This is a genomic window from Streptomyces sp. NPDC031554 (assembly GCF_055580685.1).
Genome location: NZ_JBVIKX010000001.1, coordinates 182,165 through 205,035 on the forward strand (window position 1 = coordinate 182,165; position 22,871 = coordinate 205,035).

A 22,871-nucleotide genomic window follows, 5' to 3' on the forward strand; every position below is an offset into this window, starting at 1 on the left:
GGCCTCCGCCTCACCACCGGCCTCCGCGTCACCGCGCGGGGACCGTCCTCCTCGTCGCCGCCCCCTCGTCACCGTCGTCCTTCGTCGCGTCCCGCACCCCGAGCCTCCAGCCGTGGTCCACGGGACCGATCCCGCCGCCGAGGGCGAAGCCGGCGGCGATCGCCCCGGTGACGTACTCCTTGGCCGTCGCCACCGCCCGCGGCACGGTCTCCCCCTTGGCGAGCTGAGCCGCGATCGCCGAGGCGAGGGTGCAGCCCGTGCCGTGCGTGTGCCGGTTGTCGAGCCGGGGCGCGCGCAGCCAGTGCTCCTCACGGCCGTCGGTGAGCAGGTCGACGGCGTCGCCGGGCAGATGACCGCCCTTGATCAGCACCCACCGCGGGCCGTACGCCAGGACGGCCGCCGCGGCCTGCCGGAGTCCGCGCTCCGAATCGACCCGTACGCCGGTCAGGCCGGCCGTCTCGTCGAGGTTGGGCGTGGCGACGGTGGCGACGGGAAGCAGCTTGGTGCGGACGGAGTCGAGGGCCGAGGCGGCCAGCAGCGGGTCGCCGTGCTTGGAGACGCCGACCGGGTCGACGACGATCGGGGCGTCGGTGCCGGCGAGCAACTCGGCCACCTCTTCGACGAGTTCCGCGGAGGAGAGCATCCCGGTCTTCACGGCCTGGACGCCGATGTCGTCGACGACGCTGCGGTACTGGGCGCGCACCGCCGCCACGGGCAGGTCCCACGCGCCCTGGACGCCGAGGGAGTTCTGGGCCGTGACGGCGGTGATCACGCTCATGCCGTGCGTGCCGAGCGCGAGCATCGTCTTGAGGTCGGCCTGGACGCCCGCGCCGCCGCCGGAGTCGGAGCCGGCCACCGTCAGCACCCTCGGGGGGATCACGACTCCACGTCCCCGAAGTGGTCCCAGCCGCCCTTGCTGGTCCAGGGCGCCCCGTCGACCGTCACCTGGGGCAGGGCCGAGGGGTTGAGGACCTCGCCGATCACCTTCCAGCGGGCCGGGAGCTTCACGTCCGGCGGGAAGGTCGCCACGATGGCGTGGTCCTCCCCGCCGGTCAGCACCCACTGCATGGGGTCGACGCCGACGGCCTGGCCGATGTCGTTCATCTGGGTGGGCACGTCGATCGCGCCGGAGCGGATGTCGATGCGGACCTTGCTGGCCTCCGCGATGTGCCCCAGGTCGGCGATCAGCCCGTCGCTCACGTCGCACATCGCGGTCGCGCCGAGGGCGGCGGCCGCCGGACCGGCGTGGTACGGCGGCTCGGGTCGGCGGTGGGCCTCGACGAAGGCGCGGGGCGAGCGGAACCCGCGGGAGAGGACCGCGTATCCGGCGGCGGACCAGCCCAGCCAGCCCGTCACCGCGACGAGGTCGCCGGGCTGGGCGCCGGAACGGGTGATCGGCTCCTGGTTGCGCAGATCGCCGAGGGCGGTGATCGACACCATGATCGTGTCGCCGCGCACGACGTCGCCGCCGACCACGGAGGCGCCGGCGACCTGGCACTCGTCGCGCAGCCCGTCCATCAGCTCGGTGGGCCAGGTGACCGGCAGTTCGCCGGGTACGACGAGGCCGAGGAGCAGTGCGGTCGGCACGGCGCCCATCGCGGCGATGTCGGCGAGGTTCTGGGCGGCGGCCTTGCGGCCGACGTCGTAGGCGGTGGACCAGTCGCGGCGGAAGTGCCGGCCCTCCAGCAGGATGTCGGTGCTCGCCACGACCCGGCGGTCGGGCGCGGCCACCACCGCGGCGTCGTCACCGGGTCCGACCCGGACCGCCGGCGTGGTGGTGAGACGGGAGGTGAGCTCCCTGATGAGCCCGAACTCCCCGAGCTCACCAACAGTGCCCTTCATCGCCCCAGCTCTCCTTCTGTCCCAGTTCGTGCCCGGTCGCGTCTCACCGGTGTCCCCGATACGGTCGAGGAGACCGTCAACCTCTGCCGTGCCTGTACCCCGGCGCGCGAGCCGTGGTGCCCGCAGGTCTCCCCGCGGCGAGCGGCGACGCGATACCGTGGCGTTCCTTTTCCCCACATGATCCTCGTGGCCGCCCTGGAGGTTCCGTGGTACAGGCGTACATCCTGATCCAGACCGAGGTCGGCAAGGCCTCGGCCGTCGCCGAGACGATCGGCAAGATCCCCGGCATCGTCCAGGCCGAGGACGTCACGGGTCCCTACGACGTGATCGTGCGGGCCCAGGCCGACACGGTCGACGACCTCGGCCGCATGGTGGTCGCCAAGGTGCAGCAGGTGGACGGGATCACCCGTACCCTGACCTGCCCGGTGGTGCATCTGTAGCCCCCGTCTACCCTTGGCCGGTGAACCTTTCCCGTCACCGGCTCAGTGGTGTGCCCGCCCTCGTTCTGCTCTGTGCCGTCGTGGGCTGCTCATCGGCAGACGACGGCGCGTCGGCCGCGGTTCCCAGTCCCACGACGAAGGTCGCGGGACTGTGCCGGAACCTGGACGAGGCACTGCCGTCGAAGGTGGACGGTAGGGACCGCCGGGATCCCGATCCCGCCTCCGCGTTGACCGCGGGCTGGGGGAACCCGGCGATCATACTGCGCTGCGGTGTGGAACGGCCGCCGAAGATGGCGGATCCGCAGGTGGCCCAGGGCGCCGACCCGGACGCCGTCGCGGGCGGTGTGAACGGCGTCGACTGGCTGATGGAGAAGCGGGACGGCGGGGGGTACCGGTTCACCACCGCCAGTCGCCTCGCCTACGTCGAGGTGACGGTGCGGGAGGGGGCGGACAGTTCGTCGGCACTGATCGACCTGGCCCCGGCCATCAGGAAGGCGATCCCCGAGGGGATCGCCGACTGAGGACCAGGGTGCGTTTCGAAAGTGGCGTCGTCTGCCCGAAGGGCAGACGGGACTTTCCAAACACGCCCTAGCGCAGCCCCGTGGACCTGCGGAGTGCCGCCTGGATCAGGCGTCCCACCAGCTCCTCGTAGCCGATGCCGCTCGCCTGCCACATCGCGGGGTACATCGAGATGGGCGTGAAGCCCGGCATCGTGTTGATCTCGTTGATGACGAACTCGCCGTCCTCGGTGAGGAAGAAGTCCGCCCGGACCAGGCCCTCGCAGGAGGCGGCCTCGAAGGCGTCCACCGCGAGCCGCTGGACCTCGGCGGTCTCCTCCGGCGTCAGCGGGGCCGGCACCAGTCCGGGGGTCGAGTCGATGTACTTGGCCTCGAAGTCGTAGTACGCGTGCGCGTCCGGCGGCGGGATCTCGGCCGGCACGGAGGCGCGCGGCCCGTCCTCGAACTCCAGGACGCCGCACTCGATCTCGCGGCCGCGCAGCGCCGCCTCGACGAGGATCTTCGGGTCGTGGCGCCGGGCCTCGGCGATCGCCTCGTCCAGACCGGACAGGTCGTCGACCTTGGTGATGCCGATCGAGGAGCCGGCCCGCGCGGGCTTCACGAACAGCGGCCAGCCGTGCTCGCCGGCGAAGTCGACGATCTTCTTGCGGGCGGCGGACTCGTGCGACTCCCACTCGCGCGGGCGGATCACCACGTACGGGCCGACCTTGAGCCCGAAGGAGGTGAACACCCGCTTCATGTACTCCTTGTCCTGGCCGACGGCCGAGGCGAGCACGCCCGACCCCACGTACGGCACGCCGGACAGCTCCAGCAGTCCCTGCAGGGTGCCGTCCTCGCCGTAGGGACCGTGCAGGACCGGGAAGACGACGTCGACGTCGCCGAGGGCCTTGGGCACCGATCCGGGCTCGCTGTAGACGACTTCCCGGTTCGCGGGGTCGACGGAGAGCACCACGGCGCCCTCCTGCGAGTCGGCCAGTTCCTCGACGCCGGGGGTGCGGCGCTCGGCGATCGCCATCCGCTCCGGCTCGTCGGCGGTGAGCACCCAGCGGCCCTCCCGGGTGATGCCGATCGGCAGGACCTCGTACGCCGTCCGGTCGATGGCCTTGAGGACGGCGCCGGCGGTGACCGTGGAGATCCCGTGCTCGGAGCTGCGTCCGCCGAACACGACGGCCACACGCGGCTTACGAGACGGCTGCTCAGGGCTCTGGGGAAGGTTCTCGGTGCTCATATCGGGATGAGAGTACCCGGTGGTAGGGCGCGGATACAGCGTCGACTCAGGGGGTCGCTCAGCGTCGTTCCGGCTTCGCGCTGCGCGACATCAGCTCCTTGAGGGCGACCATCGGCGGCTTGCCCTCGTGGACGATCCCGACGACGGTTTCCGTGATGGGCATGTCGACGTCGTGCCGGCGGGCCAGATCCAGCACGGACTCGCAGGACTTGACACCCTCGGCGGTCTGCCGGGTGACCGCGATGGTCTCCTGGAGGGTCATGCCCCTGCCGAGGTTGGTGCCGAAGGTGTGGTTGCGCGAGAGCGGCGAGGAGCAGGTCGCCACCAGGTCGCCGAGGCCCGCGAGGCCGGAGAAGGTCAGCGGGTCGGCGCCCATCGCCAGGCCCAGCCGGGTGGTCTCGGCGAGTCCGCGGGTGATGAGCGAGCCCTTGGCGTTGTCGCCGAGACCCATGCCGTCCGCGATGCCCACGGCCAGGCCGATGACGTTCTTCACGGCGCCGCCGAGTTCACAGCCGACGACGTCGGTGTTGGTGTACGGACGGAAGTACGGCGTGTGGCAGGCCGCCTGGAGCCGCCGGGCGACGTCCTCGTCGGTGCAGGCGACCACGGCGGCGGCCGGCCTGCGGGAGGCGATCTCCTTGGCGAGGTTGGGCCCGGTGACCACGGCGATCCGGTCCCTGCCCACCTCGGCGACGTCCTCGATCACCTCGCTCATCCGCATGGTCGTACCGAGTTCGACGCCCTTCATCAGCGAGACGAGGACGGTGTCCGCGGCAAGCAGCGGGCGCCAGGCGGCGAGGTTGGCACGCAGGGTCTGCGAGGGGATCGCGAGGACGGTGAAGTCGGCGTCGCGGGCGGCCTCGGCGGGGTCCGCGGTGGCGCGCAGGTTCGCCGGGAGCTCGATGCCGGGGAGGTAGTCCGGGTTGGTGCGCGTGGAGTTGACCGTGTCGGCGAGCGCGGCGCGGCGCGCCCACAGCGTCACCTCGCAGCCCGCGTCGGCGAGGACCGTGCCGAAGGCCGTACCCCAGGAACCGGTGCCGAAGACGGCGGCCTTGACGGGCTTGCTCACTTGCTGTTCTCCCCCTTGTGGCCGGTCCGTGCCTGGGACCTGCCGTGGCTGGTCTGCGCCTGGGTGCGGAGCCCCTGCTCGATCCGCTCCCGGCGCGGGTCGTAGGGCCTGTCGGGCGCCTTCTCGCCGCGGATCTCCTCCAGCAGGCGGGTGACGTCGGCCATGATGACCTCCGTGGCCTCCTTCAGCAGCTCCGGGGTCATCTCCCGGTCGTAGAACCGGCTGAGGTCCACGGGCGGGCCCGCCAGGACGCGGTGGGTCTTGCGCGGCAGGAGGTCGGGCTTCTTGGCGTAGGGCGGCAGCAGTTCGTTGACCCCCCACTGCGCGACCGGGATCACCGGGCACCGGGTCTGCAGGGCGACGCGCGCGGCCCCGGTCTTGGCGGTCATCGGCCAGCCGTCGGGGTCGCGGGTGAGGGTGCCCTCGGGGTAGAAGGCGACGCACTCGCCGCGTTCGACGGCGTCGATCGCGGCCCGGAAGGCGCTGAGCGCGTCCGTGGACTCGCGGTAGACGGGGATCTGTCCGGTGCCGCGCATCGCGGCGCCGACGAACCCCTTCTTGAAGAGCCCGCTCTTGGCGAGGAATCGCGGCACGCGCCCGGTGTTGTACTGGTAGTGCGCGTAGGCGAAGGGATCGACGTGCGAATTGTGGTTCACCGCGGTGATGAAGCCGCCCTCGGCCGGCATGTGCTCCGTCCCGCGCCAGTCCCGCTTGATCAGAATCACCAGCGGCGGTTTGCAGAGCACCGCTGCGAAGCGGTACCAGAAGCCGATTCTGCGGCGGGGCACGCGAACACCTTCCTCTAGGACTTCCCTGACTTCCCTGACTTCTTCCGGGCCGGGGCCGGACAAGTGTCGCCCCGTACCGCCGGTCTGTCGAGAACACCGTACGCCCCGATCGAGGGGGCGCCGGAAGGACCGGGGGACAATGTCCGCGACGAGAGAGAGACGGTACGCCGGTGCAGTGGAGCTTGGTCATCCCCCTGAAACCCTTGGCGCTGGCCAAGAGCAGGCTCGCGGACACCGCCGCCGACGCCCTGCGTCCGGGCCTGGCCCTGGCCTTCGCCGTGGACACCGTGGCGGCCGCGCTGGCCTGTGCCGCGGTGCGCGATGTGGCGGTGGTCACGGACGACGGGCTGGCCGGGCGCGAACTCGCGGCGCTCGGCGCGCGCATCGTCGCCGACGCACCCCGCGCGGGTCTGAACGCCGCCCTGGCGCACGGGGCGGCCGCCGTGCGCGCCGGGCGGCCCGACAGCGCGGTGGCCGCTCTCAACGCCGATCTGCCGGCACTGCGCCCGGTGGAATTGGACCGCGTCCTGGACGCCGCCGCGGAATTCCCCCGTGCTTTTCTCCCCGATGCGGCAGCAATCGGCACCACTCTTCTCGCGGTGGCGGCCGGCCGTGAATTGCTTCCCGATTTCGGCACCGATTCGCGCGCCCGTCACCGCGCGTCGGGCGCCGTGGAACTCCGGCCGGCGGCGGTGGATTCCGTGCGCCAGGACGTGGACACCGGCGAGGATCTACGGGCGGCGCTGGCGCTGGGGGTGGGTCCCCGAACGGCCGCCGCGGTCGCGCGCCTGCTGATTCCGGGGCAGTAGGCTGCCGGTCATGCAGGCCACCGCATACACGTACGACCCCGGCACCCGCAGCGGGCAGGTGCTGCTGGACGACGGCACCCCGGTGCCCTTCGACGCACCGGCGTTCGACGCGGGCGGGCTGAGGCTGCTGCGCCCCGGACAGCGGGTGCGGATCGAGACCGAGGGCGACGGCGACTCCCGGCGCATCACCCTGATCACCCTCCAGACCTTCTGACCCCGCAGCCCTTCCGACCTGGCAGGACCTCGCCCTTTGGCCCGGCAGGGCCTTCCGGCCGGCAGGAACTCGGGAAACCCGGCGGAGAACGCCGCGGGCCGGACTCCAGGGGAGTCCGGCCCGGCGCGTGAGTGCCGTGAACGCCTGCGCCTCAGCGAGCGGTGGTCTTCTTGGCGGCGGTCTTGCGGGCGCTCGACTTCTTGGCGGGGGCCTTCTTGGCCGTCACCTTCTTCGCCGGGGCCTTCTTCGCGGCGGTCTTCTGGGCCGCGGCCGTCTTCGCCGTGGTCTTCTTCGCGGCGGCCGTCGTCGTCTTGGCGGTCGACTTCTTGGCGGTCGTCTTCTTCGCGGCGGCGGTCGTCTTCTTCGCGGCGGCCGTCGTCTTCTTGGCGGCGGCCGTCGTCTTCTTCGCGGCGGCGGCCGTCGCCCTCTTCGCGGGGGCGGCCTTCTTCGCCGCGGCCTTCTTGACCGTGGCGGCGGCGCCTCCGGTCAGGCTGCCCTTGGGGGCCTTCTTGACGGCGACCTCGCCGCCGCGCGGGAGCTTCTTCGAGCCGCTCACCAGGTCCTTGAAGCCCTGACCGGCGCGGAAGCGCGGCACGGAGGTCTTCTTGACCCGAACCCGCTCGCCCGTCTGGGGGTTGCGGGCGTAGCGGGCCGGACGGTCGACCTTCTCGAACGAACCGAAGCCGGTGACCGAGACCCTGTCTCCCGCGACGGTCGCGCGGACGATGGCGTCCAGGACCGCGTCGACCGCGTCGGCGGCCTGCTGGCGACCGCCGAGCTTGTCGGCAATCGCTTCTACGAGCTGCGCCTTGTTCACGTCTTCCCCTTCGGAGACATTGCCAGAACGAAAGTGTTCAAGCGTTTTCGCACGTTAGGCAGATATATACCGCAAATCAAACACGAAACGGGCTAATCACCCTTGTGCCGCAACGAACTCGGCCGCTCCGGAGGCGATCAACGCTCCTCTTCCGGGACGCGTCCCGCGTCGAGGTCCGCCGTGAACCGCTCCAGCCGTCTTGTCGCGCCGGCGAGATCGTGCTTGGCCGCGGCCGTAATGACCAGCAGCTTCCGGGTCAGCGCCATCCGTACGCCCTCCGGGACTTGCAGTGCGCGCACTCTCGCGTGCGCTTCCTTGAGCTGGTTCGCGACCGCCGTATAGAGCTCGAGTTGGCCGTCGTGTTCCATGCACAGATTGTGCCATCTGGGGCGAGTTGTCGCCCGCCCAGGGGGCAACTGACGCCCGGCGCGGCGCGCCCGGCACCTCGGCGGATCATGTCCTCGATGGGCGCCTACCCCGGTAACCACCCCCGTAACGTGGGAAGTTGTCGACGGCGGCGCGGGCCGGCGGGGCCGGACGGGCGCAGACACGGCCGTACCCCCGATCGGGCCGATCGGGGGTACGGAGGGGATTCGCGGTGGCCGGAATTCGACCAGGGCCGGTCGTCGCGGCCGGCGGTCAGACCTGGAGCGTCCTCGGCTTGTACGACGGCCGCTTGGCCTCGTAGGCGGCGATGTCGGCCTCGTTCTGGAGCGTGATCGAGATGTCGTCCAGACCGTTCAGCAGCCGCCAGCGGGCGTTCTCGTCGAGTTCGAAGGCGGCGACGACGTCCCCGGCGCGCACCTCGCGCCGCTCGAGGTCGACCGTGATCTCGGTGGTGGGGTCCTGCTCGGTCAGCTCCCACAGCGCGTCCACGGTCTTCTGCTCCAGGAGGACCGTGAGCAGGCCGTTCTTCAGCGAGTTGCCGCGGAAGATGTCGGCGAAGCGGGAGGAGATCACGGCCTTGAAGCCGTAGTTCTGGAGCGCCCAGACGGCGTGCTCGCGGGAGGATCCGGTGCCGAAGTCGGGGCCGGCGACCAGGACGGTCGCGCCCTCGCGCTCGGGCTGGTTGAGGACGAAGGACCCGTCCTTGCGCCAGGCCTCGAACAGTCCGTCCTCGAACCCGTCCCGCGTGACCTTCTTGAGCCAGTGGGCGGGGATGATCTGGTCGGTGTCGACGTTGGAGCGGCGCAGCGGGACGGCCCGGCCGGTGTGCGTGGTGAATGCTTCCATGGCTGATCAGACTCCAGCGGGCGTACGGGTCTCGGCGTCGGACAGATCGGCCGGGGAGGCCAGGTGGCCCAGGACGGCCGTGGCGGCCGCGACCTGGGGCGACACCAGGTGGGTGCGTCCGCCCTTGCCCTGCCTGCCCTCGAAGTTGCGGTTGGAGGTGGACGCGGAGCGCTCACCCGGCGCCAGCTGGTCGGGGTTCATGCCCAGACACATCGAGCAGCCCGCGTGCCGCCATTCGGCGCCGGCCTCCTTGAAGACGACGTCCAGGCCCTCGGAGACGGCCTGCAGGCCGACCCGCGCGGAACCGGGGACGACCAGCATCCGTACGCCCTCGGCGACTTTGCGGCTGCGGACGATCTCGGCGGCGGCGCGCAGGTCCTCGATCCGCCCGTTGGTGCAGGAGCCTACGAAGACGGTGTCCACCTTGATGGAGCGCAGCGGCTGTCCGGCCTCCAACCCCATGTACTCCAGGGCCTTTTCGGCGGCGAAGCGCTCCGAGGCGTCCTCGTACGAGGCCGGGTCGGGGACCGCGGCCGACAGCGGAGCGCCCTGGCCGGGGTTGGTGCCCCAGGTGACGAACGGCGACAGCTCGTCGGCCTTGATGACGACCTCGGCGTCGAACTCGGCGTCCTCGTCCGTCCTCAGCGTCTTCCAGTACGCGACGGCGGCGTCCCAGTCCTCGCCCTCGGGGGCGTGCGGGCGGCCCTTGAGATACGCGAAGGTGGTCTCGTCGGGGGCGATCATGCCCGCGCGGGCGCCGGCCTCGATCGACATGTTGCAGATGGTCATCCGGGCCTCCATCGAGAGCTTCTCGACGGCGGAGCCGCGGTACTCCAGGACGTAGCCCTGGCCGCCGCCGGTGCCGATCCTCGCGATGATCGCCAGGATGAGGTCCTTGGCGGTGACGCCGTCGGGCAGTTCGCCGTCGACGGTGATCGCCATGGTCTTCGGGCGGGCCATCGGCAGCGTCTGGGTGGCCAGCACGTGCTCCACCTGCGAGGTGCCGATGCCGAAGGCCAGGCCGCCGAAGGCGCCGTGGGTGGAGGTGTGCGAGTCGCCGCAGACGACGGTCATGCCGGGCTGGGTCAGTCCGAGCTGCGGGCCGACGACGTGCACGACGCCCTGCTCGACGTCGCCGAGCGGGTGCAGCCGGACGCCGAACTCGGCGCAGTTCTTGCGCAGCGTCTCCAGCTGGACGCGCGAGACCGGGTCCGCGATCGGCTTGTCGATGTCGAGGGTCGGGGTGTTGTGGTCCTCGGTGGCGATGGTGAGGTCGAGGCGGCGCACCTGCCGACCGCTCTTGCGGAGGCCGTCGAAGGCCTGCGGGCTGGTCACCTCGTGCAGCAGGTGCAGATCGATGAAGAGGAGGTCGGGCTCGCCCTCGGCGCGCCGGACGACGTGGTCGTCCCAGACCTTCTCCGCGAGTGTCCTACCCATCGCTTTCCCTCCGGCCGGCACGTCGTGCCGGCCCAACTAGAGATCTTGTGGAGGCGACGACGCGCCCCTCCGGCTCACCGGCCGCCCCCGCTTGCCGGGCAGCCGCCGCCTGGCCCGTTGGTCCTCGGGCCGCTGTGTGTCCAAGGGTCGCGCGTCTCACGGAAAATTGAACTTGCGTTTCACAGAGTGAGACGGGAATATCGTTTCATGGACAACAGTAGCGGCGTCGGCGTTCTGGACAAGGCAGCCCTTGTCCTGAGCGCTCTGGAGTCCGGTCCGGCCACCCTCGCGGGCCTGGTCGCTGCCACCGGACTCGCACGGCCCACGGCCCACCGTCTGGCCGTGGCTCTGGAACACCACCGTATGGTGGCGCGGGACATGCAGGGCCGTTTCATCCTCGGTCCGCGCCTGGCCGAACTGGCCGCGGCGGCGGGCGAGGACCGCCTCCTCGCGACCGCCGGCCCGGTGCTCACCCACCTCCGTGACATCACGGGCGAGAGCGCCCAGCTCTACCGCCGCCAGGGCGACATGCGCATCTGCGTCGCCGCGGCGGAACGCCTGTCCGGCCTGCGGGACACGGTCCCGGTCGGCTCGACGCTCACGATGAAGGCCGGCTCCTCGGCACAGATCCTGATGGCCTGGGAGGAGCCCGAGCGCCTCCACCGCGGCCTGCAGGGTGCCCGCTTCACGGCGACGGCCCTGTCGGGCGTACGGCGCCGGGGCTGGGCCCAGTCGATCGGCGAGCGGGAGCCGGGCGTCGCGTCCGTCTCCGCGCCGGTGCGCGGCCCGTCCAACCGCGTGGTGGCCGCCGTCTCGGTGTCCGGCCCCATCGAGCGCCTGACCCGCCACCCGGGCCGGATGCACGCCCAGGCGGTCATCGACGCGGCGGGCCGGCTGTCGGAGGCGTTGCGCCGCACCGGCTGACCCGGGAGACCGGAAGCCGGCAGGCCCGTACCGCGGAACGGGGAAGCCGGGCGGGGCACGGGAAAGCGTCACAGCAGGGAACCGAGCGGGCCTCAACGCCGCGGCACGCCCGGTTCCCCCGATTCCCGCCTACGACGCCGGGGCGCGCCAGGCGAGCCGGTCCTTCCCGGTCCGTCCCCGCTCCGCCAGCGGCACCTGGCCGTGCGCCGCCGCGAGCCCGAACGCCGGCATGTCGCCGTAGACCGCCTCGTACCGCCCCTCCGGCACGATGTACGCCTCGTGCCAGATCCCCACGTGCCCGCGCACCTTCCCGCCCCGCTCCATGCGGTTGACCCGCGCCCACACCTCGTGGTGGAAGGCGTCGGGCGCGCCCGCGTAGGCGTACAGCTTCTCCGCCGACTCCCAGTACTGGACGACGTAGTACGTCCGCGGCGAGGCCGTCAGGAGCACGTGGGAGAGCAGTCCGCGGCCCGGGTCCTTCTTCAGTTCGGCCAGCATGCGGAACATCGCCAGCATGACCGGGACCCACTGGTGCACGGCCCGGAAGTGGTTGACGCGCATCCCGATGAGCAGGACGACGACGTCGCCGCGGGCGTCGGCGGTGGTGCGGTCGGCGGTGGGTTTCGCGGACATGTGCTCCCCCTGGTCGGCTAGCGGTGCTCTCCAAGCGCTCCTGATTGGATAGTGACGCTGACCAAGGAGGGGCGCAAGGGATGAGACTGGCCGAGTTGAGCGAACGCAGCGGGGTGTCCACCGCGACGATCAAGTACTACCTGCGCGAGGGCCTGCTGTCGCCCGGCCGTCAGGTCAACGCGACGACCGCCGAGTACGACGAGGAGCATCTGCGCCGGCTGCGGCTGGTGCGGGCGATGATCCAGGTGGGCGGGGTGCCGGTGGCCACGGTCCGCGAGGTCCTCGGGCATGTCGACGACGACTCCCTGGGCCGCACGATCCGCCTCGGCGCGGCCCTGTGGGCCCTCCCCCAGGTGCCCGAGCCGGACGCCGACGACGACTGGGTCCGGGCCGCCCACCGCGAGGCGGGCGAACTCCTGCGGACCCTGGGCTGGCGTAACGCCGAACTGCTCACCAGCATCTCGCCCGCCTATCGCTCCCTGGTGGTGGCGGTGGCCGCGATGCGGCGGCTCGGCTACGACTGGGACGCGGAAATCCTCGTTTCCTACGCCCGGTTGATGCACCGCGCGGCCGTCCTCGATCTCGATTTCGTGGAGACGCGGGAGTCGGAGGAGGAGCGCGTCGAGGCGGCCGTGCTGAGCGCGATCCTGGTCGAGCCGATGCTCCAGGCGCTGCACCGGCTGGCCCAGGAGGAGGAGTCGGCCCGGCGCTACGGCTTCGAGTGAGCGGCGAGCCGTACCGGGCGTGCGACGACGAGGGCCAGGACGGCGACGGCGAACGGCGAACGGCGAAGGCCCCCCACCGAAGTGGAGGGCCTTCCCTGATACGTACCCCCGACCGGATTCGAACCGGCGCTACCGCCTTGAGAGGGCGGCGTGCTAGGCCGCTACACAACGGGGGCGTGGACTCTGCGTTTCCGCAGGTCCGAGCTGGTCTACCTGGACTCGAACCAAGACTAACTGAACCAGAATCAGTCGTGCTGCCAATTACACCATAGACCAAAGTGGTTTAGACCAGACAGTACCCCCGACCGGATTCGAACCGGCGCTACCGCCTTGAGAGGGCGGCGTGCTAGGCCGCTACACAACGGGGGCCCTAGCGATCCTGCATCGGCGACAACGGGTGCGACCCGAACTGTCACCGCGGGAAGGATCTGTACCCCCGACCGGATTCGAACCGGCGCTACTGCCTTGAGAGGGCAGCGTGCTAGGCCGCTACACAACGGGGGCTTTGCGGATGTGATCCGCGACGCAGATGAGCTCTGCGAGCTGGCCTACCTGGACTCGAACCAAGACTAACTGAACCAGAATCAGTCGTGCTGCCAATTACACCATAGGCCACTGGAACTCAAGCCCCCGGAGGGGATCTTGTTCTAGTTCGCTCCCCCGGTTCCTGGCCTTTCGGCCCGCTCCCCGGCGGCGCAGGAAGAACATTACCCGAAGGTGGACCGCGCTCCAAAACGGCTTTCCGTGCCGAGGAGCGCGGGAAGTTCGGCGAGCGTGACGATCCGGTGCCGGCCGGAGGGGAGGTCGACGGTGGCCGTGCCGCCGCTGCGGTCGATCCACACCGAGAGCAGACCGGCGTCCGCGGCTCCCCGTCCGTCGATCTCCGGGTGGTCACCGACGTACGCCACCTCGTGCGGGGGCAGGGCCAGGGCCTCGCAGGCCGCGAGGAAGGCCGCGGCCTCGGGCTTGGAGACGCCCAGCTCGGCCGCGCACAGGATGGACTCGAAGCGGTCGTGCACGCCGAGGACGCGCAGCTTGCGGTCCTGGACGTGGATGCTGGAGTTGGAGAGCACCGCGTGCCGGTGGCTGGTGGCGAGGGCGTCCAGGACGGGCAGGACGTCGGGGAAGAGGGCCCAGGCGGTCTCGTAGTGCACCAGGTAGCGCCGGAACCAGGCGTCGGCCTCGGCGTCGTCCATCTCCCGCTCCAGGAAGGCGCGGACCCGGTCGCGACGCTGCTCCTCGAAGGTCACGCCGCCGGCGGAGAAGCGCGCCCACTGCCGCTCGGTGACGTCCCGCCACCGCTCCAGGGCCTGCTCGGCGGTGCCGTACCGGCCGAGGAGCCTCTCCGCCGCGAGGTGGCCGCGCATCCCCTCACGGTCGGCGGTCGTGTAGTCGAAAAGGGTGTCGTCGACGTCCCAGACGACGGCTGTGATCGCCATGACACCGACGGTACCCGGACCGGCCGGGGACTCGGGGGGCGTTCCCCGACGCCGGGGTGTCGAGAAGGGTGCCGTCGGCGTCCCGGACGGCGGCCGTGATCGCCGTGACACCGACCGTGACGTGCGGGCGGGGCGCGCGGGCGGGTGCGTGTCCGGTGGAACGGGTGAGGTGCGACACCCGGGCGGGGTGCCGCACCTCACAGGTGCGGGACGGTTCAGGCGGCGAGCCTGGCCAGGGCCGCGTCGATGCGGGCCAGCGCCTTCTCCTTGCCCAGGACCTCCAGGGACTCGAAGAGGGGCAGGCCCACGGTGCGGCCGGTGACGGCGACGCGGACCGGCGCCTGGGCCTTGCCGAGCTTGAGGCCGTGGGCCTCGCCGGCGGCCAGGACGGCCTCCTTGAGCGACTCCGGGCTGCTCCAGTCGGCCGCGTCCAGCTTCTCGCGGGCCGTGGCGAGCAGGGCGTCCGAGCCCTCCTTCATCGCCTTCGTCCAGCTCGCCTCGTCGACGGCCGGCTCGGGGAGGAAGAGGAAGTCGACGTTGTCGGTGATCTCCGAGAGGACCTTGAGGCGGGTCTGGGCGTGCGGGGCGATCGCCTGCCACTTCGCCTCGTCGAAGTCCTCCGGCGCCCACGGGGCGAACGGGGCCCCCAGCCACGGACGGCAGCGCTCGGCGAAGTCCTCCGCCCCCAGCAGACGGATGTGGTCGGCGTTGATCGCCTCGCACTTCTTCAGGTCGAAGCGCGCCGGGTTGGGGTTGACGTCGCCGATGTCGAAGGCCGCGACCATCTCGTCCATCGTGAAGACGTCCTGGTCGGCCGAGAGGGACCAGCCGAGCAGCGAGAGGTAGTTGAGCAGGCCCTCGGGGAGGAAGCCGCGCTCCCGGTAGAGGTTGAGCGAGGACTCCGGGTCGCGCTTGGAGAGCTTCTTGTTGCCCTCGCCCATCACGTACGGCAGGTGGCCGAAGGCGGGGATCTCCTTGGCGACGCCCAGTTCGATCAGCGCCTTGTACAGGGCGACCTGGCGGGGGGTGGAGGAGAGCAGGTCCTCGCCGCGCAGGACGTGGGTGATCTCCATGAGGGCGTCGTCGACCGGGTTGACCAGCGTGTAGAGCGGGGCGCCGTTGGCGCGGACGATGCCGTAGTCCGGGACGTTCTCCGGGGTGAAGGTCAGCTCGCCGCGGACCAGGTCCGTGAAGGTGATCGTCTCGTCGGGCATCCGGAAGCGGACGATCGGGGCGCGGCCCTGGGCCTGGTACTCCTCGACCTGCGCGGCGGTCAGCTCGCGGCAGTGGCCGTCGTAGCCGGAGGGCCGGCCGGCGGCGCGGGCGGCCTCGCGGCGGACGTCCAGCTCCTCCTGGGAGCAGTAGCAGCGGTAGGCGTGGCCGGCGGCGAGGAGCCGGTCGGCGACGTCCTTGTACAGGTCCATGCGCTGCGACTGGCGGTAGGGCGCGTGCGGGCCGCCGATCTCGGGGCCCTCGTCCCAGTCGAAGCCGAGCCAGCGCAGCGAGTCCAGGAGCTGGTCGTAGGACTCCTCGGAGTCGCGGGCCGCGTCGGTGTCCTCGATACGGAAGACGAATTGAGCACCGCTGCCCTGGTGGTGCCTGGCGAACGCCCAGTTGAACAGGGCGGTGCGGACCAGGCCCACGTGGGGGTTACCGGTGGGCGACGGACAGAAACGGACGCGTACGGGGGAGCCGGGTGCGCTAGCCACGCTTGACAACCTTGTTGGTGAGAGTGCCGATGCCTTCGATGCTGACGGAGACCTCGTCGCCGGCAGCGAGCGGGCCGACCCCTGCCGGGGTGCCCGTGAGGATCACGTCGCCGGGGAGCAGCGTCATGGCCTCGGTGATGTTGACGATCAGATCCTCGATCGAGTGGATCATCTCGCTGGTGCGGCCGAGCTGCCGCTGCTGCCCGTTGACCGTCAGCTGGATGGTGAGGTCGCTCGGGTCGAGGTCGGTCTCCACCCAGGGGCCGAGGGGGCAGGCGGAGTCGAAGCCCTTGGCCCTGGCCCACTGCTTCTCGCGCTTCTGGACGTCGCGCGCCGTGATGTCGTTGGCGCAGGTGTAGCCGAAGATCACGTCCTTGACGCGCTCCCGCGGGACCTCGCGGCACATCCGGCCGATGACCACGGCCAGTTCCGCCTCGTGGTGGAGGTCCTCGGAGAAGGCCGGGTACCGGATGTCGTCCCCGGGTCCGACCACGGAGGTGGACGGCTTGAAGAAGGCGAACGGGGCGTCGGGCACCTCGTTGCCGAGTTCGCGCGCGTGCTCGGCGTAGTTGCGGCCGAAGGCCACGACCTTGCTGGGGAGCACGGGCGGCAGGAGCCTGACCTTGCTCAGCGGCACCTTCGTGCCGGAGAGCTCGTGCTCCGTGAACGGGATGCCTTTGATGATGTCGAGGACGAGCTCGTCCGGCTTGTCGCCCTCGACCGCGCCGAAGGCGACGTTCCCGTCGATGGAGAACCTGGCGATGCGCACGGGTTGGTTGGCCCCTCGATGAGCTGGCTGGAGTCTGACGCTCCAGGCTAACGCGGAAGGGCGTCCCCGGCCGGGGACGCCCTTGACATTCGGGGCCGCCGCCTTGAGCATGCGGCGGCCGGCGTGCGTATCTACTCGGCGGAGGAGGCCACGGGGACGTCGACGAGGACGGTGCGCCGGGGGTTGGCGGTCTGGGCCGGAAGGTCGACGGAGTGCTCCTGCTGCTCCGGGAGCCGCAGTTCGTCGGCGTCCTTGAGGTGCGCCAGCGTCGTGCGCCGCGGGTTGGCGATCTTGTGGAACATCGTCGTCGTCTTCACTGTTGTCCTGAGCCCTGTCCTGTCGGGGCGCGGGGCGGCCGCGGGGGCCTCCCGTAAGCGCTGCTTGTCTGATTTGCCATTTCTGTAAAGCGTCAGGCTAAACACGCGATTCCCAGGGAACGCGTGAAGGTCTCATGATCAGAGTGTGAGTTTGCTCACGAATCGGCACTCAAACCGGTCAATCCAGACCCTTGGGCGACCGCCGCGAAACGGACATTGCACACCTGAAGCTCTCATTCCGCTCCTGATCATGGCGACTGGGACACCGTCCGGAGGTCGGCCGTTCGCCCCTTTGTGCACGAATTGCCCAGGATCAATTTCTACGTCCGGTGATGTGTCACTCACCCGCTGTCACGGATGTCACAGCCCGGCCAACAAGCCTTGTTGGAGATCCTGCACTGTGCTGGAATTCCACGGACCGCCGCGGGAACGAGCCGGCGCGCAGGGCGCACAGCAGCGCCGAGCGGCGGCTGGAAGGGGGAGCCAGCGCCGGTACTCACGACCGTTCGGGGGGCGTATTCAGGGCGCCCCTCAAGACGCCGACACCGTCCTTCCGTTCACGCGGAGGGGCGCCTGGTCCAGAGGTTGCGACGCTAGTGCAGGGACGTTTCAAGAGGGATGGCAGCGCTTCGGCCGAGCCGGAGCCGCACGGCGGGACTGGCCCGATGGCCGGCAGCTCCGCGCCCCAGCACGCCCAGAACCCGGGCCCGACCCCGTCCGGCGACGGCGGTGAACGCCCCGGTCGCCCCGGCGCGTCCGCGTCGCCGAGCACCCCGGCTCCCACGGTCAAGCCACCGGCCGGCACCCCCGGTCCCGGACCGCGTGTGGCCCTGCGCAACTGGCGCATCTCCACGCGTCTGGTCGCGCTGCTGACGCTGCCCGTGGTCGCGGCCACCACGCTGGGCACGCTCCGCATCAACCAGTCCATGGACGACATCCAGCAGCTCGACAACATGAAGCTGCTGACGGACATGACCAAGCAGGCGACCGAGCTGGCCATCCGGCTCCAGGACGAGCGCGACAAGTCCGCCGGTCCGCTCGCCCACGGCAAGTCCGCGGCCGACTTCACGGTCAAGGGCGCCCGCGAGAAGACCGACCAGACGCTGGACGCCTTCAAGGACGCCTCCGAGGAGATCGACGCCTCCAGCACGGACGGCAACCTCCAGGGTGTCCGCGACAGCCTCGTGGGTCTCCTCAGCGACCTCGGCAACATCGCGAAGATCCGCAAGACGGCCTTCGCCGAGCAGAAGAACTCCACCCAGACGGTGGAGGCCTACCACCGCCTCATCTCCCACCTGCTGGACCTCTCGCAGGACATGGCGCAGGCCACCAGCAACCCGGACATGATCCAGCGCACCCGCGCGCTGTCCGCCTTCTCCGCCGCCAAGGAGTACTCCTCCATCCAGCGCGCCGTCCTCGCGGCCGCGCTGCCGGTCAACGCCGACTCCTACGGTGAGATATCGGAGAACGACCGGCAGTACGGCGAGGCCGCGCTGGAGAACCAGGACTCCGAACTCGCCAGCTTCCGCAGCATCTACGGCGACGAGGGCGCCGAGGAACTGCTCCAGCCCGTCGAGAAGGGCAGCCCGACCATCGAGGACGCCGAGACGTACGCCACGCGTGCGCTCAGCTCCCCCACCGGTCTGAGGTCGCTGGACAAGCGGTCGTACCAGGACTGGTTCGACGCGAGCACGACCAAGATCCGCCAGATGAACAACATCGAGACCACGCTGCTCGAGGACATGGAGCAGAAGGCCCGTGAGCTGCGCGCCGAGTCCGAGCGCGAGGCGATCATCTCCGGTGCGATGATCCTGCTGGTGCTCGGTGTGTCGCTGGTCGGCGCGTTCGTCGTCGCCCGGTCCATGATCCGCTCGCTGCGCCGGCTCCAGGAGACGGCCACCAAGGTCGCCCAGGACCGGCTGCCCGAGCTGGTCAAGCAGCTGTCCGAGTCCGACCCGCAGGACGTCGACACGTCCGTGGAGTCGGTCGGTGTGCACTCCCGGGACGAGATCGGCCAGGTGGCCGCGGCCTTCGACGACGTGCACCGCGAGGCCGTCCGCCTCGCCGCCGAGCAGGCCCTCCTGCGGGGCAACGTCAACGCGATGTTCACCAACCTCTCGCGCCGCTCCCAGGGCCTCATCCAGCGTCAGCTGTCGCTCATCTCCGAACTGGAGTCGCGCGAGGCCGACCCGGACCAGCTGTCCTCGCTGTTCAAGCTCGACCACCTCGCGACCCGCATGCGCCGTAACGGCGAGAACCTCCTCGTCCTCGCCGGTGAGGAGCCCGGCCGTCGCTGGACCCGGCCGGTCCCGCTGGTCGACGTGCTCCGTGCCGCCGCCTCCGAGGTGGAGCAGTACGAGCGCATCGAGCTGTCCTCCGTGCCGACCACCGAAGTGGCCGGCCGGGTCGTCAACGACCTCGTGCACCTCCTCGCCGAGCTGCTCGAGAACGCGACCTCGTTCTCCTCCCCGCAGACCAAGGTCAAGGTCACCGGTCACGCGCTGCCCGACGGCCGCGTCCTGATCGAGATCCACGACACCGGCATCGGCCTCTCTCCCGAGGACCTCGCAGCGATCAACGAGCGGCTCGCGGCGCCGCCCACCGTGGACGTCTCCGTCTCCCGCCGCATGGGCCTCTTCGTGGTCGGCCGGCTGTCGCAGCGGCACGGCATCCGCATCCAGCTCCGTCCGTCCGACTCCGGTGGTACGACCGCACTGGTCATGCTGCCCGTGGATGTCGCCCAGGGCGGCAAGAAGCCGCAGCCCAAGCCCGGTCAGGGCGGTGTGTCCGGCGGTCCCGCCGCCGCGCAGGCCGCCGCCGGCGTCGCCGCGGCCCGCCGTCAGAACGGCCAGGGCGGTGCCCTCGGCGCCGGTGCTCCGGGCGGCGGCGCCCTCGGCGCCGGCCAGGGTCCCCGGGCCGCGCTGCCCGGCCGTGACGGCGGTGGCCGTCCCGGTGCGCCGCGCGGGCCGCAGGGTCCGGCCTCGCCCCCGCAGGGCCGCCCGGCTCCGGCCGGCGCCGGTTTCGGCGGCCAGGCCCCGGGTGCGCCGCAGGGCTTCCAGACGTCCGGCACCGGTACGCCGGGCCAGGGCCAGGACCTGTTCGGCGGCGGGCGTCCGCCCGCGCCGCGCCAGAACGACAACCGCGGTGAGCAGGGCGGTCGCGGCCGTGGCCGTCAGCCGCAGCTGCCGCCGCGCGGCGGTCCGCGCGCCGAGCTGCCGGGCGGCGACCAGCAGCCCCGCGGCACCAGCTGGGGCGACGAGAACGCCCAGCCGCCGGTCGCGCGCACCCCGCTGGACGCCCCGCGCGGCCACGACGAGCCCGATGTCGCGCAGACCTCGCGGATGCCGCGCGTCGACGACCGCCAGGGTCCCGGCGCCACCGCCGAGATCCCGCGGATCGACGAGCACCAGGGTCCGGCCGGCCCCGCGGACTTCGCCCGCCCCGGCACGAGCGCCCCGCAGCACACCGGTCAGTACCAGGACACGGGCCAGTACACCGGGCTGAACGGCGCCCAGGACACGGGCCAGTTCCCGGCTCCGGGCGCGCAGGACGGCTTCGTCCGCAACGACGTCTTCGGCACGCCGGGCGGGCAGAACACGCAGGCCGGTCCGGGCCGGTTCGCCGCCCCGCAGGCCTACGACAACGGCTCCACCGGTCAGTACCCGGCCCTGGGCCAGGACGGTTCCGGCACCGGTCAGTACCCGGCCCTGGGCAACGACGGTTCCCACACCGGCCGGCACTCGCTGCCCGGTCGCCAGGACCCCTCGTCCACGGGCCAGTTCGACCGCCCCCAGAACGCCGACGGCGGCAGCGGCTACGGCTCCCCGCAGCAGCAGTCCCTCCCGCCGCGCCCCGCCGCCCGTCCCGAGCCGGAGGCCCTGCCCCCGGCCGGTCCGGGAGACGGCCGCACCCCGCTGTTCGACACACTGGAGACCAACTGGTTCCACGGACAGCAGGCGGGCGGGAACGGCAACGGCTCGGCCCCCACGCCGCAGCAACAGCAGCCGCAGGCTCCGGCTGCTCCCCAACGTCCCGCGGCGACCGGCGCCTCCTGGCGCACCTCGCCGAACGACGAGCTCGTCCGTCAGGCCGAGCGCGTCCGGCAGCCCGCCGCGGGCGGCGTCACCACCTCCGGCCTGCCGCGCCGGGTGCCCAAGGCGAACCTCGTCCCGGGCACGGCTCAGCAGCAACAGCACCAAACCGGTCCGCAGGTCTCGCGTGCGCCTGACGACGTACGCGGACGGCTGACCAATCTCCGTCGGGGCATCGCACAGGGTCGACAGGCCGGCAACGGTCCGCAGACCGGCAGTTTCCCCAGCCCCACTCACCAGCAGGAGCGTTAGTTGAGCCAGATGAGCCAGGCGGCACAGAATCTGAACTGGTTGATCACCAACTTCGTGGACAACACCCCTGGGGTGTCCCACACCGTTGTCGTGTCCGCCGACGGCCTTCTGCTCGCCATGTCCGAGGGCTTCCCGCGCGACCGCGCCGACCAGCTGGCGGCCGTCGCGTCGGGTCTCACCTCGCTGACGGCGGGCGCCTCCCGGATCTTCGAGGGCGGCAGCGTGGCGCAGACCGTCGTCGAGATGGAGCGGGGTTTCCTCTTCCTCATGTCCGTCTCGGACGGCTCGTCCCTCGCCGTGCTCGCGCACCCCGAGTGCGACATCGGCCTCGTCGGCTACGAGATGGCACTCCTGGTCGACCGCGCGGGTGCGGTGCTGACGCCCGACCTGCGCGCCGAACTACAGGGCAGTCTGCTCCACTGACCCGCCCAGGTACCACCCGCCTCACGAAATCACCGTCCGGCCGACACAATCCCCCCACCGGCCTCGACGGACGGCACGACTGACCGAGACTTGCTGTCCCGCCCGGAGGATTCATGACCCCGCCCACCGCCTCTCATGATCCGTACGCGGAGCCGTACGGGGATGAGGGCGACCAGCCGCTGGTGCGTCCTTACGCGATGACCGGCGGCCGGACCCGGCCGCGCTACCAGCTCGCCATCGAGGCACTGATCAGCACGACGGCCGACCCGGCAGCGCTCATGGGGCTGCTCCCCGAGCACCAGCGCATCTGCCACCTCTGCCGTGAGGTGAAGTCGGTGGCAGAGGTCTCGGCGCTCCTCGCCATGCCGCTGGGTGTGGCTCGGATCCTCGTGGCGGACCTCGCCGAAGCCGGACTGGTGGCCATTCACCAGCCGGGCGGCGACGAGAACAACGGTGGCGCACCTGACGTGACGCTGCTCGAAAGGGTGCTCAGTGGACTTCGCAAGCTCTGACGGAGGGCGGGCCACCACCTCCGCGAAGATCGTGGTGGCGGGAGGCTTCGGCGTGGGCAAGACCACGTTCGTGGGCGCCGTCTCCGAGATCAACCCGCTGCGCACGGAGGCCGTGATGACGTCCGCGAGCGCGGGCATCGACGACCTCACCCACACCGGGGACAAGACCACCACCACGGTGGCCATGGACTTCGGACGTATCACGCTCGACCAGGACCTGATCCTGTACCTGTTCGGTACGCCGGGTCAGGACCGCTTCTGGTTCATGTGGGACGACCTGGTGCGCGGTGCCATCGGTGCCGTGGTGCTGGTGGACACCCGCCGGCTGGCCGACTGCTTCCCGGCGGTGGACTACTTCGAGAACTCGGGTCTGCCGTTCGTCGTCGCCCTCAACGGCTTCGACGGCCAGCAGCCGTACCAGCCGGAGGAGGTCCGCGAGGCCCTCCAGATCGGGCCCGACACCCCGATCATCACGACCGACGCCCGGCACCGTTCGGACGCCAAGTCGGCGCTGATCACCCTGGTGGAGCACGCGCTCATGGCCCGCCTGCGGTAGGCGGGACCCTCATGCGCGGCGCCGTACGCCGGTCGTCGTAGGCGTTCCGGAGCCGGCCGTGGACTTGGACACGGCCGGCTCCGGTGTTCATAACGTTTCGGCAGAGGAATCAGGTGACCCCGCCAC

General features: G+C 71.1%; 24 protein-coding genes and 5 tRNA genes. 10 read left to right on the plus strand and 19 right to left on the minus strand.

The features are described from left to right. Window positions 1–28 precede the first annotated feature (28 nt). Together thiD and ACZ5FU_RS00760 are read right to left on the minus strand one after the other, a co-directional pair. Window positions 29–880, minus strand: a complete 852-nt coding sequence (thiD, locus tag ACZ5FU_RS00755) for a bifunctional hydroxymethylpyrimidine kinase/phosphomethylpyrimidine kinase (protein ID WP_451777382.1) — start codon at window positions 878–880, stop codon at window positions 29–31. Beyond that, the gene (locus ACZ5FU_RS00760) at window positions 877–1,842 is read right to left on the minus strand and encodes a thiamine-phosphate kinase (protein ID WP_451526268.1); all 966 of its coding nucleotides are present in this window, start codon (window positions 1,840–1,842) and stop codon (window positions 877–879) included. Before ACZ5FU_RS00760 ends, thiD begins: the two co-directional genes overlap by 4 nt. 206 nt (window positions 1,843–2,048) lie before the next feature. On the opposite strand from ACZ5FU_RS00760, the gene ACZ5FU_RS00765 reads away from it, so the two are divergent. Beyond that, entirely contained in the window at window positions 2,049–2,282 is a 234-nt protein-coding gene (locus tag ACZ5FU_RS00765) for an Lrp/AsnC family transcriptional regulator (protein ID WP_451526267.1), read from the plus strand. Window positions 2,283–2,302: 20 nt separating this feature from the next. Next, window positions 2,303–2,803, plus strand: a complete 501-nt coding sequence (locus ACZ5FU_RS00770; protein WP_451526266.1) for a DUF3515 domain-containing protein — start codon at window positions 2,303–2,305, stop codon at window positions 2,801–2,803. A 67-nt stretch (window positions 2,804–2,870) separates the two neighbouring features. Here the strand turns inward: ACZ5FU_RS00770 and ACZ5FU_RS00775 are convergent, their stop codons facing one another. Genes ACZ5FU_RS00775 through ACZ5FU_RS00785 form a run of 3 tightly spaced genes read right to left on the minus strand, consistent with a single transcriptional unit; the run spans window position 2,871 to window position 5,885 of the window. Further along, on the minus strand, window positions 2,871–4,028 hold the full coding sequence (locus ACZ5FU_RS00775) for a D-alanine--D-alanine ligase family protein (protein ID WP_451526265.1): 1,158 nt from the start codon (window positions 4,026–4,028) through the stop codon (window positions 2,871–2,873). A gap of 58 nt (window positions 4,029–4,086) precedes the next feature. Further along, complete coding sequence (locus ACZ5FU_RS00780) at window positions 4,087–5,097, minus strand: NAD(P)H-dependent glycerol-3-phosphate dehydrogenase (RefSeq protein WP_451526264.1); 1,011 nt, start codon at window positions 5,095–5,097, stop codon at window positions 4,087–4,089. After that, window positions 5,094–5,885, minus strand: a complete 792-nt coding sequence (locus ACZ5FU_RS00785) for a lysophospholipid acyltransferase family protein (RefSeq protein ID WP_451526263.1) — start codon at window positions 5,883–5,885, stop codon at window positions 5,094–5,096. Before ACZ5FU_RS00785 ends, ACZ5FU_RS00780 begins: the two co-directional genes overlap by 4 nt. A 170-nt stretch (window positions 5,886–6,055) precedes the next feature. On the opposite strand from ACZ5FU_RS00785, the gene cofC reads away from it, so the two are divergent. Beyond that, entirely contained in the window at window positions 6,056–6,694 is a 639-nt protein-coding gene (gene cofC / locus ACZ5FU_RS00790; protein WP_469044048.1) for a 2-phospho-L-lactate guanylyltransferase, read from the plus strand. Between the two features lie 10 nt (window positions 6,695–6,704). After that, window positions 6,705–6,908, plus strand: a complete 204-nt coding sequence (locus ACZ5FU_RS00795; RefSeq protein ID WP_392240329.1) for a hypothetical protein — start codon at window positions 6,705–6,707, stop codon at window positions 6,906–6,908. A 151-nt stretch (window positions 6,909–7,059) separates the two neighbouring features. Here ACZ5FU_RS00795 and ACZ5FU_RS00800 read toward each other — a convergent pair whose 3' ends face one another. The 4 genes from ACZ5FU_RS00800 to leuC all read right to left on the minus strand — a co-directional run bounded on the left by ACZ5FU_RS00800 (window position 7,060) and on the right by leuC (window position 10,395). Beyond that, window positions 7,060–7,725 carry an HU family DNA-binding protein gene (locus tag ACZ5FU_RS00800; RefSeq protein ID WP_451526261.1) on the minus strand — a complete coding sequence of 222 codons (666 nt, stop codon included), beginning with the start codon at window positions 7,723–7,725 and terminating at the stop codon, window positions 7,060–7,062. Window positions 7,726–7,862: 137 nt separating this feature from the next. Further along, entirely contained in the window at window positions 7,863–8,093 is a 231-nt protein-coding gene (locus ACZ5FU_RS00805; protein ID WP_451526260.1) for an SCO5555 family protein, read from the minus strand. 271 nt (window positions 8,094–8,364) lie between these two features. Further along, window positions 8,365–8,958, minus strand: coding sequence for a 3-isopropylmalate dehydratase small subunit (gene leuD, locus ACZ5FU_RS00810; protein WP_451526259.1), 594 nt, complete (start codon window positions 8,956–8,958; stop codon window positions 8,365–8,367). Between the two features lie 6 nt (window positions 8,959–8,964). Beyond that, entirely contained in the window at window positions 8,965–10,395 is a 1,431-nt protein-coding gene (gene leuC, locus ACZ5FU_RS00815; RefSeq protein WP_451526258.1) for a 3-isopropylmalate dehydratase large subunit, read from the minus strand. Window positions 10,396–10,602: 207 nt separating this feature from the next. Here leuC and ndgR point away from each other — a divergent pair, with 207 nt between their 5' ends. Continuing rightward, complete coding sequence (ndgR, locus tag ACZ5FU_RS00820) at window positions 10,603–11,319, plus strand: IclR family transcriptional regulator NdgR (protein ID WP_028806673.1); 717 nt, start codon at window positions 10,603–10,605, stop codon at window positions 11,317–11,319. Between the two features lie 129 nt (window positions 11,320–11,448). On the opposite strand, the gene ACZ5FU_RS00825 is transcribed toward ndgR, so the two are convergent. Next, entirely contained in the window at window positions 11,449–11,952 is a 504-nt protein-coding gene (locus ACZ5FU_RS00825; RefSeq protein WP_468645009.1) for a DUF4188 domain-containing protein, read from the minus strand. 80 nt (window positions 11,953–12,032) lie between these two features. On the opposite strand from ACZ5FU_RS00825, the gene ACZ5FU_RS00830 reads away from it, so the two are divergent. Next, a complete protein-coding gene (locus ACZ5FU_RS00830) occupies window positions 12,033–12,677 on the plus strand; it encodes a MerR family transcriptional regulator (RefSeq protein WP_451526256.1) in 645 nt (214 codons plus the stop codon). Window positions 12,678–12,780: 103 nt separating this feature from the next. Here ACZ5FU_RS00830 and ACZ5FU_RS00835 read toward each other — a convergent pair. The 9 genes from ACZ5FU_RS00835 to ACZ5FU_RS00875 form a co-directional block, all read right to left on the minus strand. After that, window positions 12,781–12,853 (minus strand) — tRNA-Glu (locus ACZ5FU_RS00835). 28 nt (window positions 12,854–12,881) lie between these two features. Then, window positions 12,882–12,953, minus strand: a tRNA-Gln gene (locus ACZ5FU_RS00840). A 20-nt stretch (window positions 12,954–12,973) separates the two neighbouring features. Next, window positions 12,974–13,046 (minus strand) — tRNA-Glu (locus ACZ5FU_RS00845). A gap of 62 nt (window positions 13,047–13,108) precedes the next feature. Then, window positions 13,109–13,181: transfer RNA gene (locus ACZ5FU_RS00850), tRNA-Glu, on the minus strand. Between the two features lie 39 nt (window positions 13,182–13,220). Next, a tRNA-Gln gene (locus tag ACZ5FU_RS00855) sits at window positions 13,221–13,292 on the minus strand. 92 nt (window positions 13,293–13,384) lie between these two features. Further along, on the minus strand, window positions 13,385–14,116 hold the full coding sequence (locus ACZ5FU_RS00860; RefSeq protein ID WP_451526255.1) for an HAD family hydrolase: 732 nt from the start codon (window positions 14,114–14,116) through the stop codon (window positions 13,385–13,387). A gap of 215 nt (window positions 14,117–14,331) precedes the next feature. After that, on the minus strand, window positions 14,332–15,825 hold the full coding sequence (gltX, locus tag ACZ5FU_RS00865; protein WP_451526254.1) for a glutamate--tRNA ligase: 1,494 nt from the start codon (window positions 15,823–15,825) through the stop codon (window positions 14,332–14,334). Further along, a complete protein-coding gene (locus tag ACZ5FU_RS00870; RefSeq protein ID WP_451526253.1) occupies window positions 15,818–16,594 on the minus strand; it encodes a fumarylacetoacetate hydrolase family protein in 777 nt (258 codons plus the stop codon). Before ACZ5FU_RS00870 ends, gltX begins: the two co-directional genes overlap by 8 nt. A 131-nt stretch (window positions 16,595–16,725) precedes the next feature. Continuing rightward, window positions 16,726–16,911 (minus strand): hypothetical protein, encoded by a 186-nt coding sequence (locus ACZ5FU_RS00875; RefSeq protein ID WP_451526252.1) that lies wholly within the window; start codon window positions 16,909–16,911, stop codon window positions 16,726–16,728. Between the two features lie 596 nt (window positions 16,912–17,507). Here ACZ5FU_RS00875 and ACZ5FU_RS00880 point away from each other — a divergent pair. The 4 genes from ACZ5FU_RS00880 (at window position 17,508) to ACZ5FU_RS00895 (ending at window position 22,745) form a co-directional block, all read left to right on the plus strand. Next, on the plus strand, window positions 17,508–21,254 hold the full coding sequence (locus tag ACZ5FU_RS00880) for a sensor histidine kinase (RefSeq protein WP_451777396.1): 3,747 nt from the start codon (window positions 17,508–17,510) through the stop codon (window positions 21,252–21,254). Between the two features lie 9 nt (window positions 21,255–21,263). After that, on the plus strand, window positions 21,264–21,677 hold the full coding sequence (locus tag ACZ5FU_RS00885) for a roadblock/LC7 domain-containing protein (RefSeq protein WP_003993189.1): 414 nt from the start codon (window positions 21,264–21,266) through the stop codon (window positions 21,675–21,677). A gap of 113 nt (window positions 21,678–21,790) precedes the next feature. Further along, a complete protein-coding gene (locus tag ACZ5FU_RS00890) occupies window positions 21,791–22,189 on the plus strand; it encodes a DUF742 domain-containing protein (RefSeq protein WP_019058642.1) in 399 nt (132 codons plus the stop codon). Beyond that, complete coding sequence (locus ACZ5FU_RS00895) at window positions 22,170–22,745, plus strand: GTP-binding protein (protein WP_030793795.1); 576 nt, start codon at window positions 22,170–22,172, stop codon at window positions 22,743–22,745. The genes ACZ5FU_RS00890 and ACZ5FU_RS00895 overlap by 20 nt, the downstream gene beginning before the upstream one ends. Window positions 22,746–22,871 lie beyond the last annotated feature (126 nt).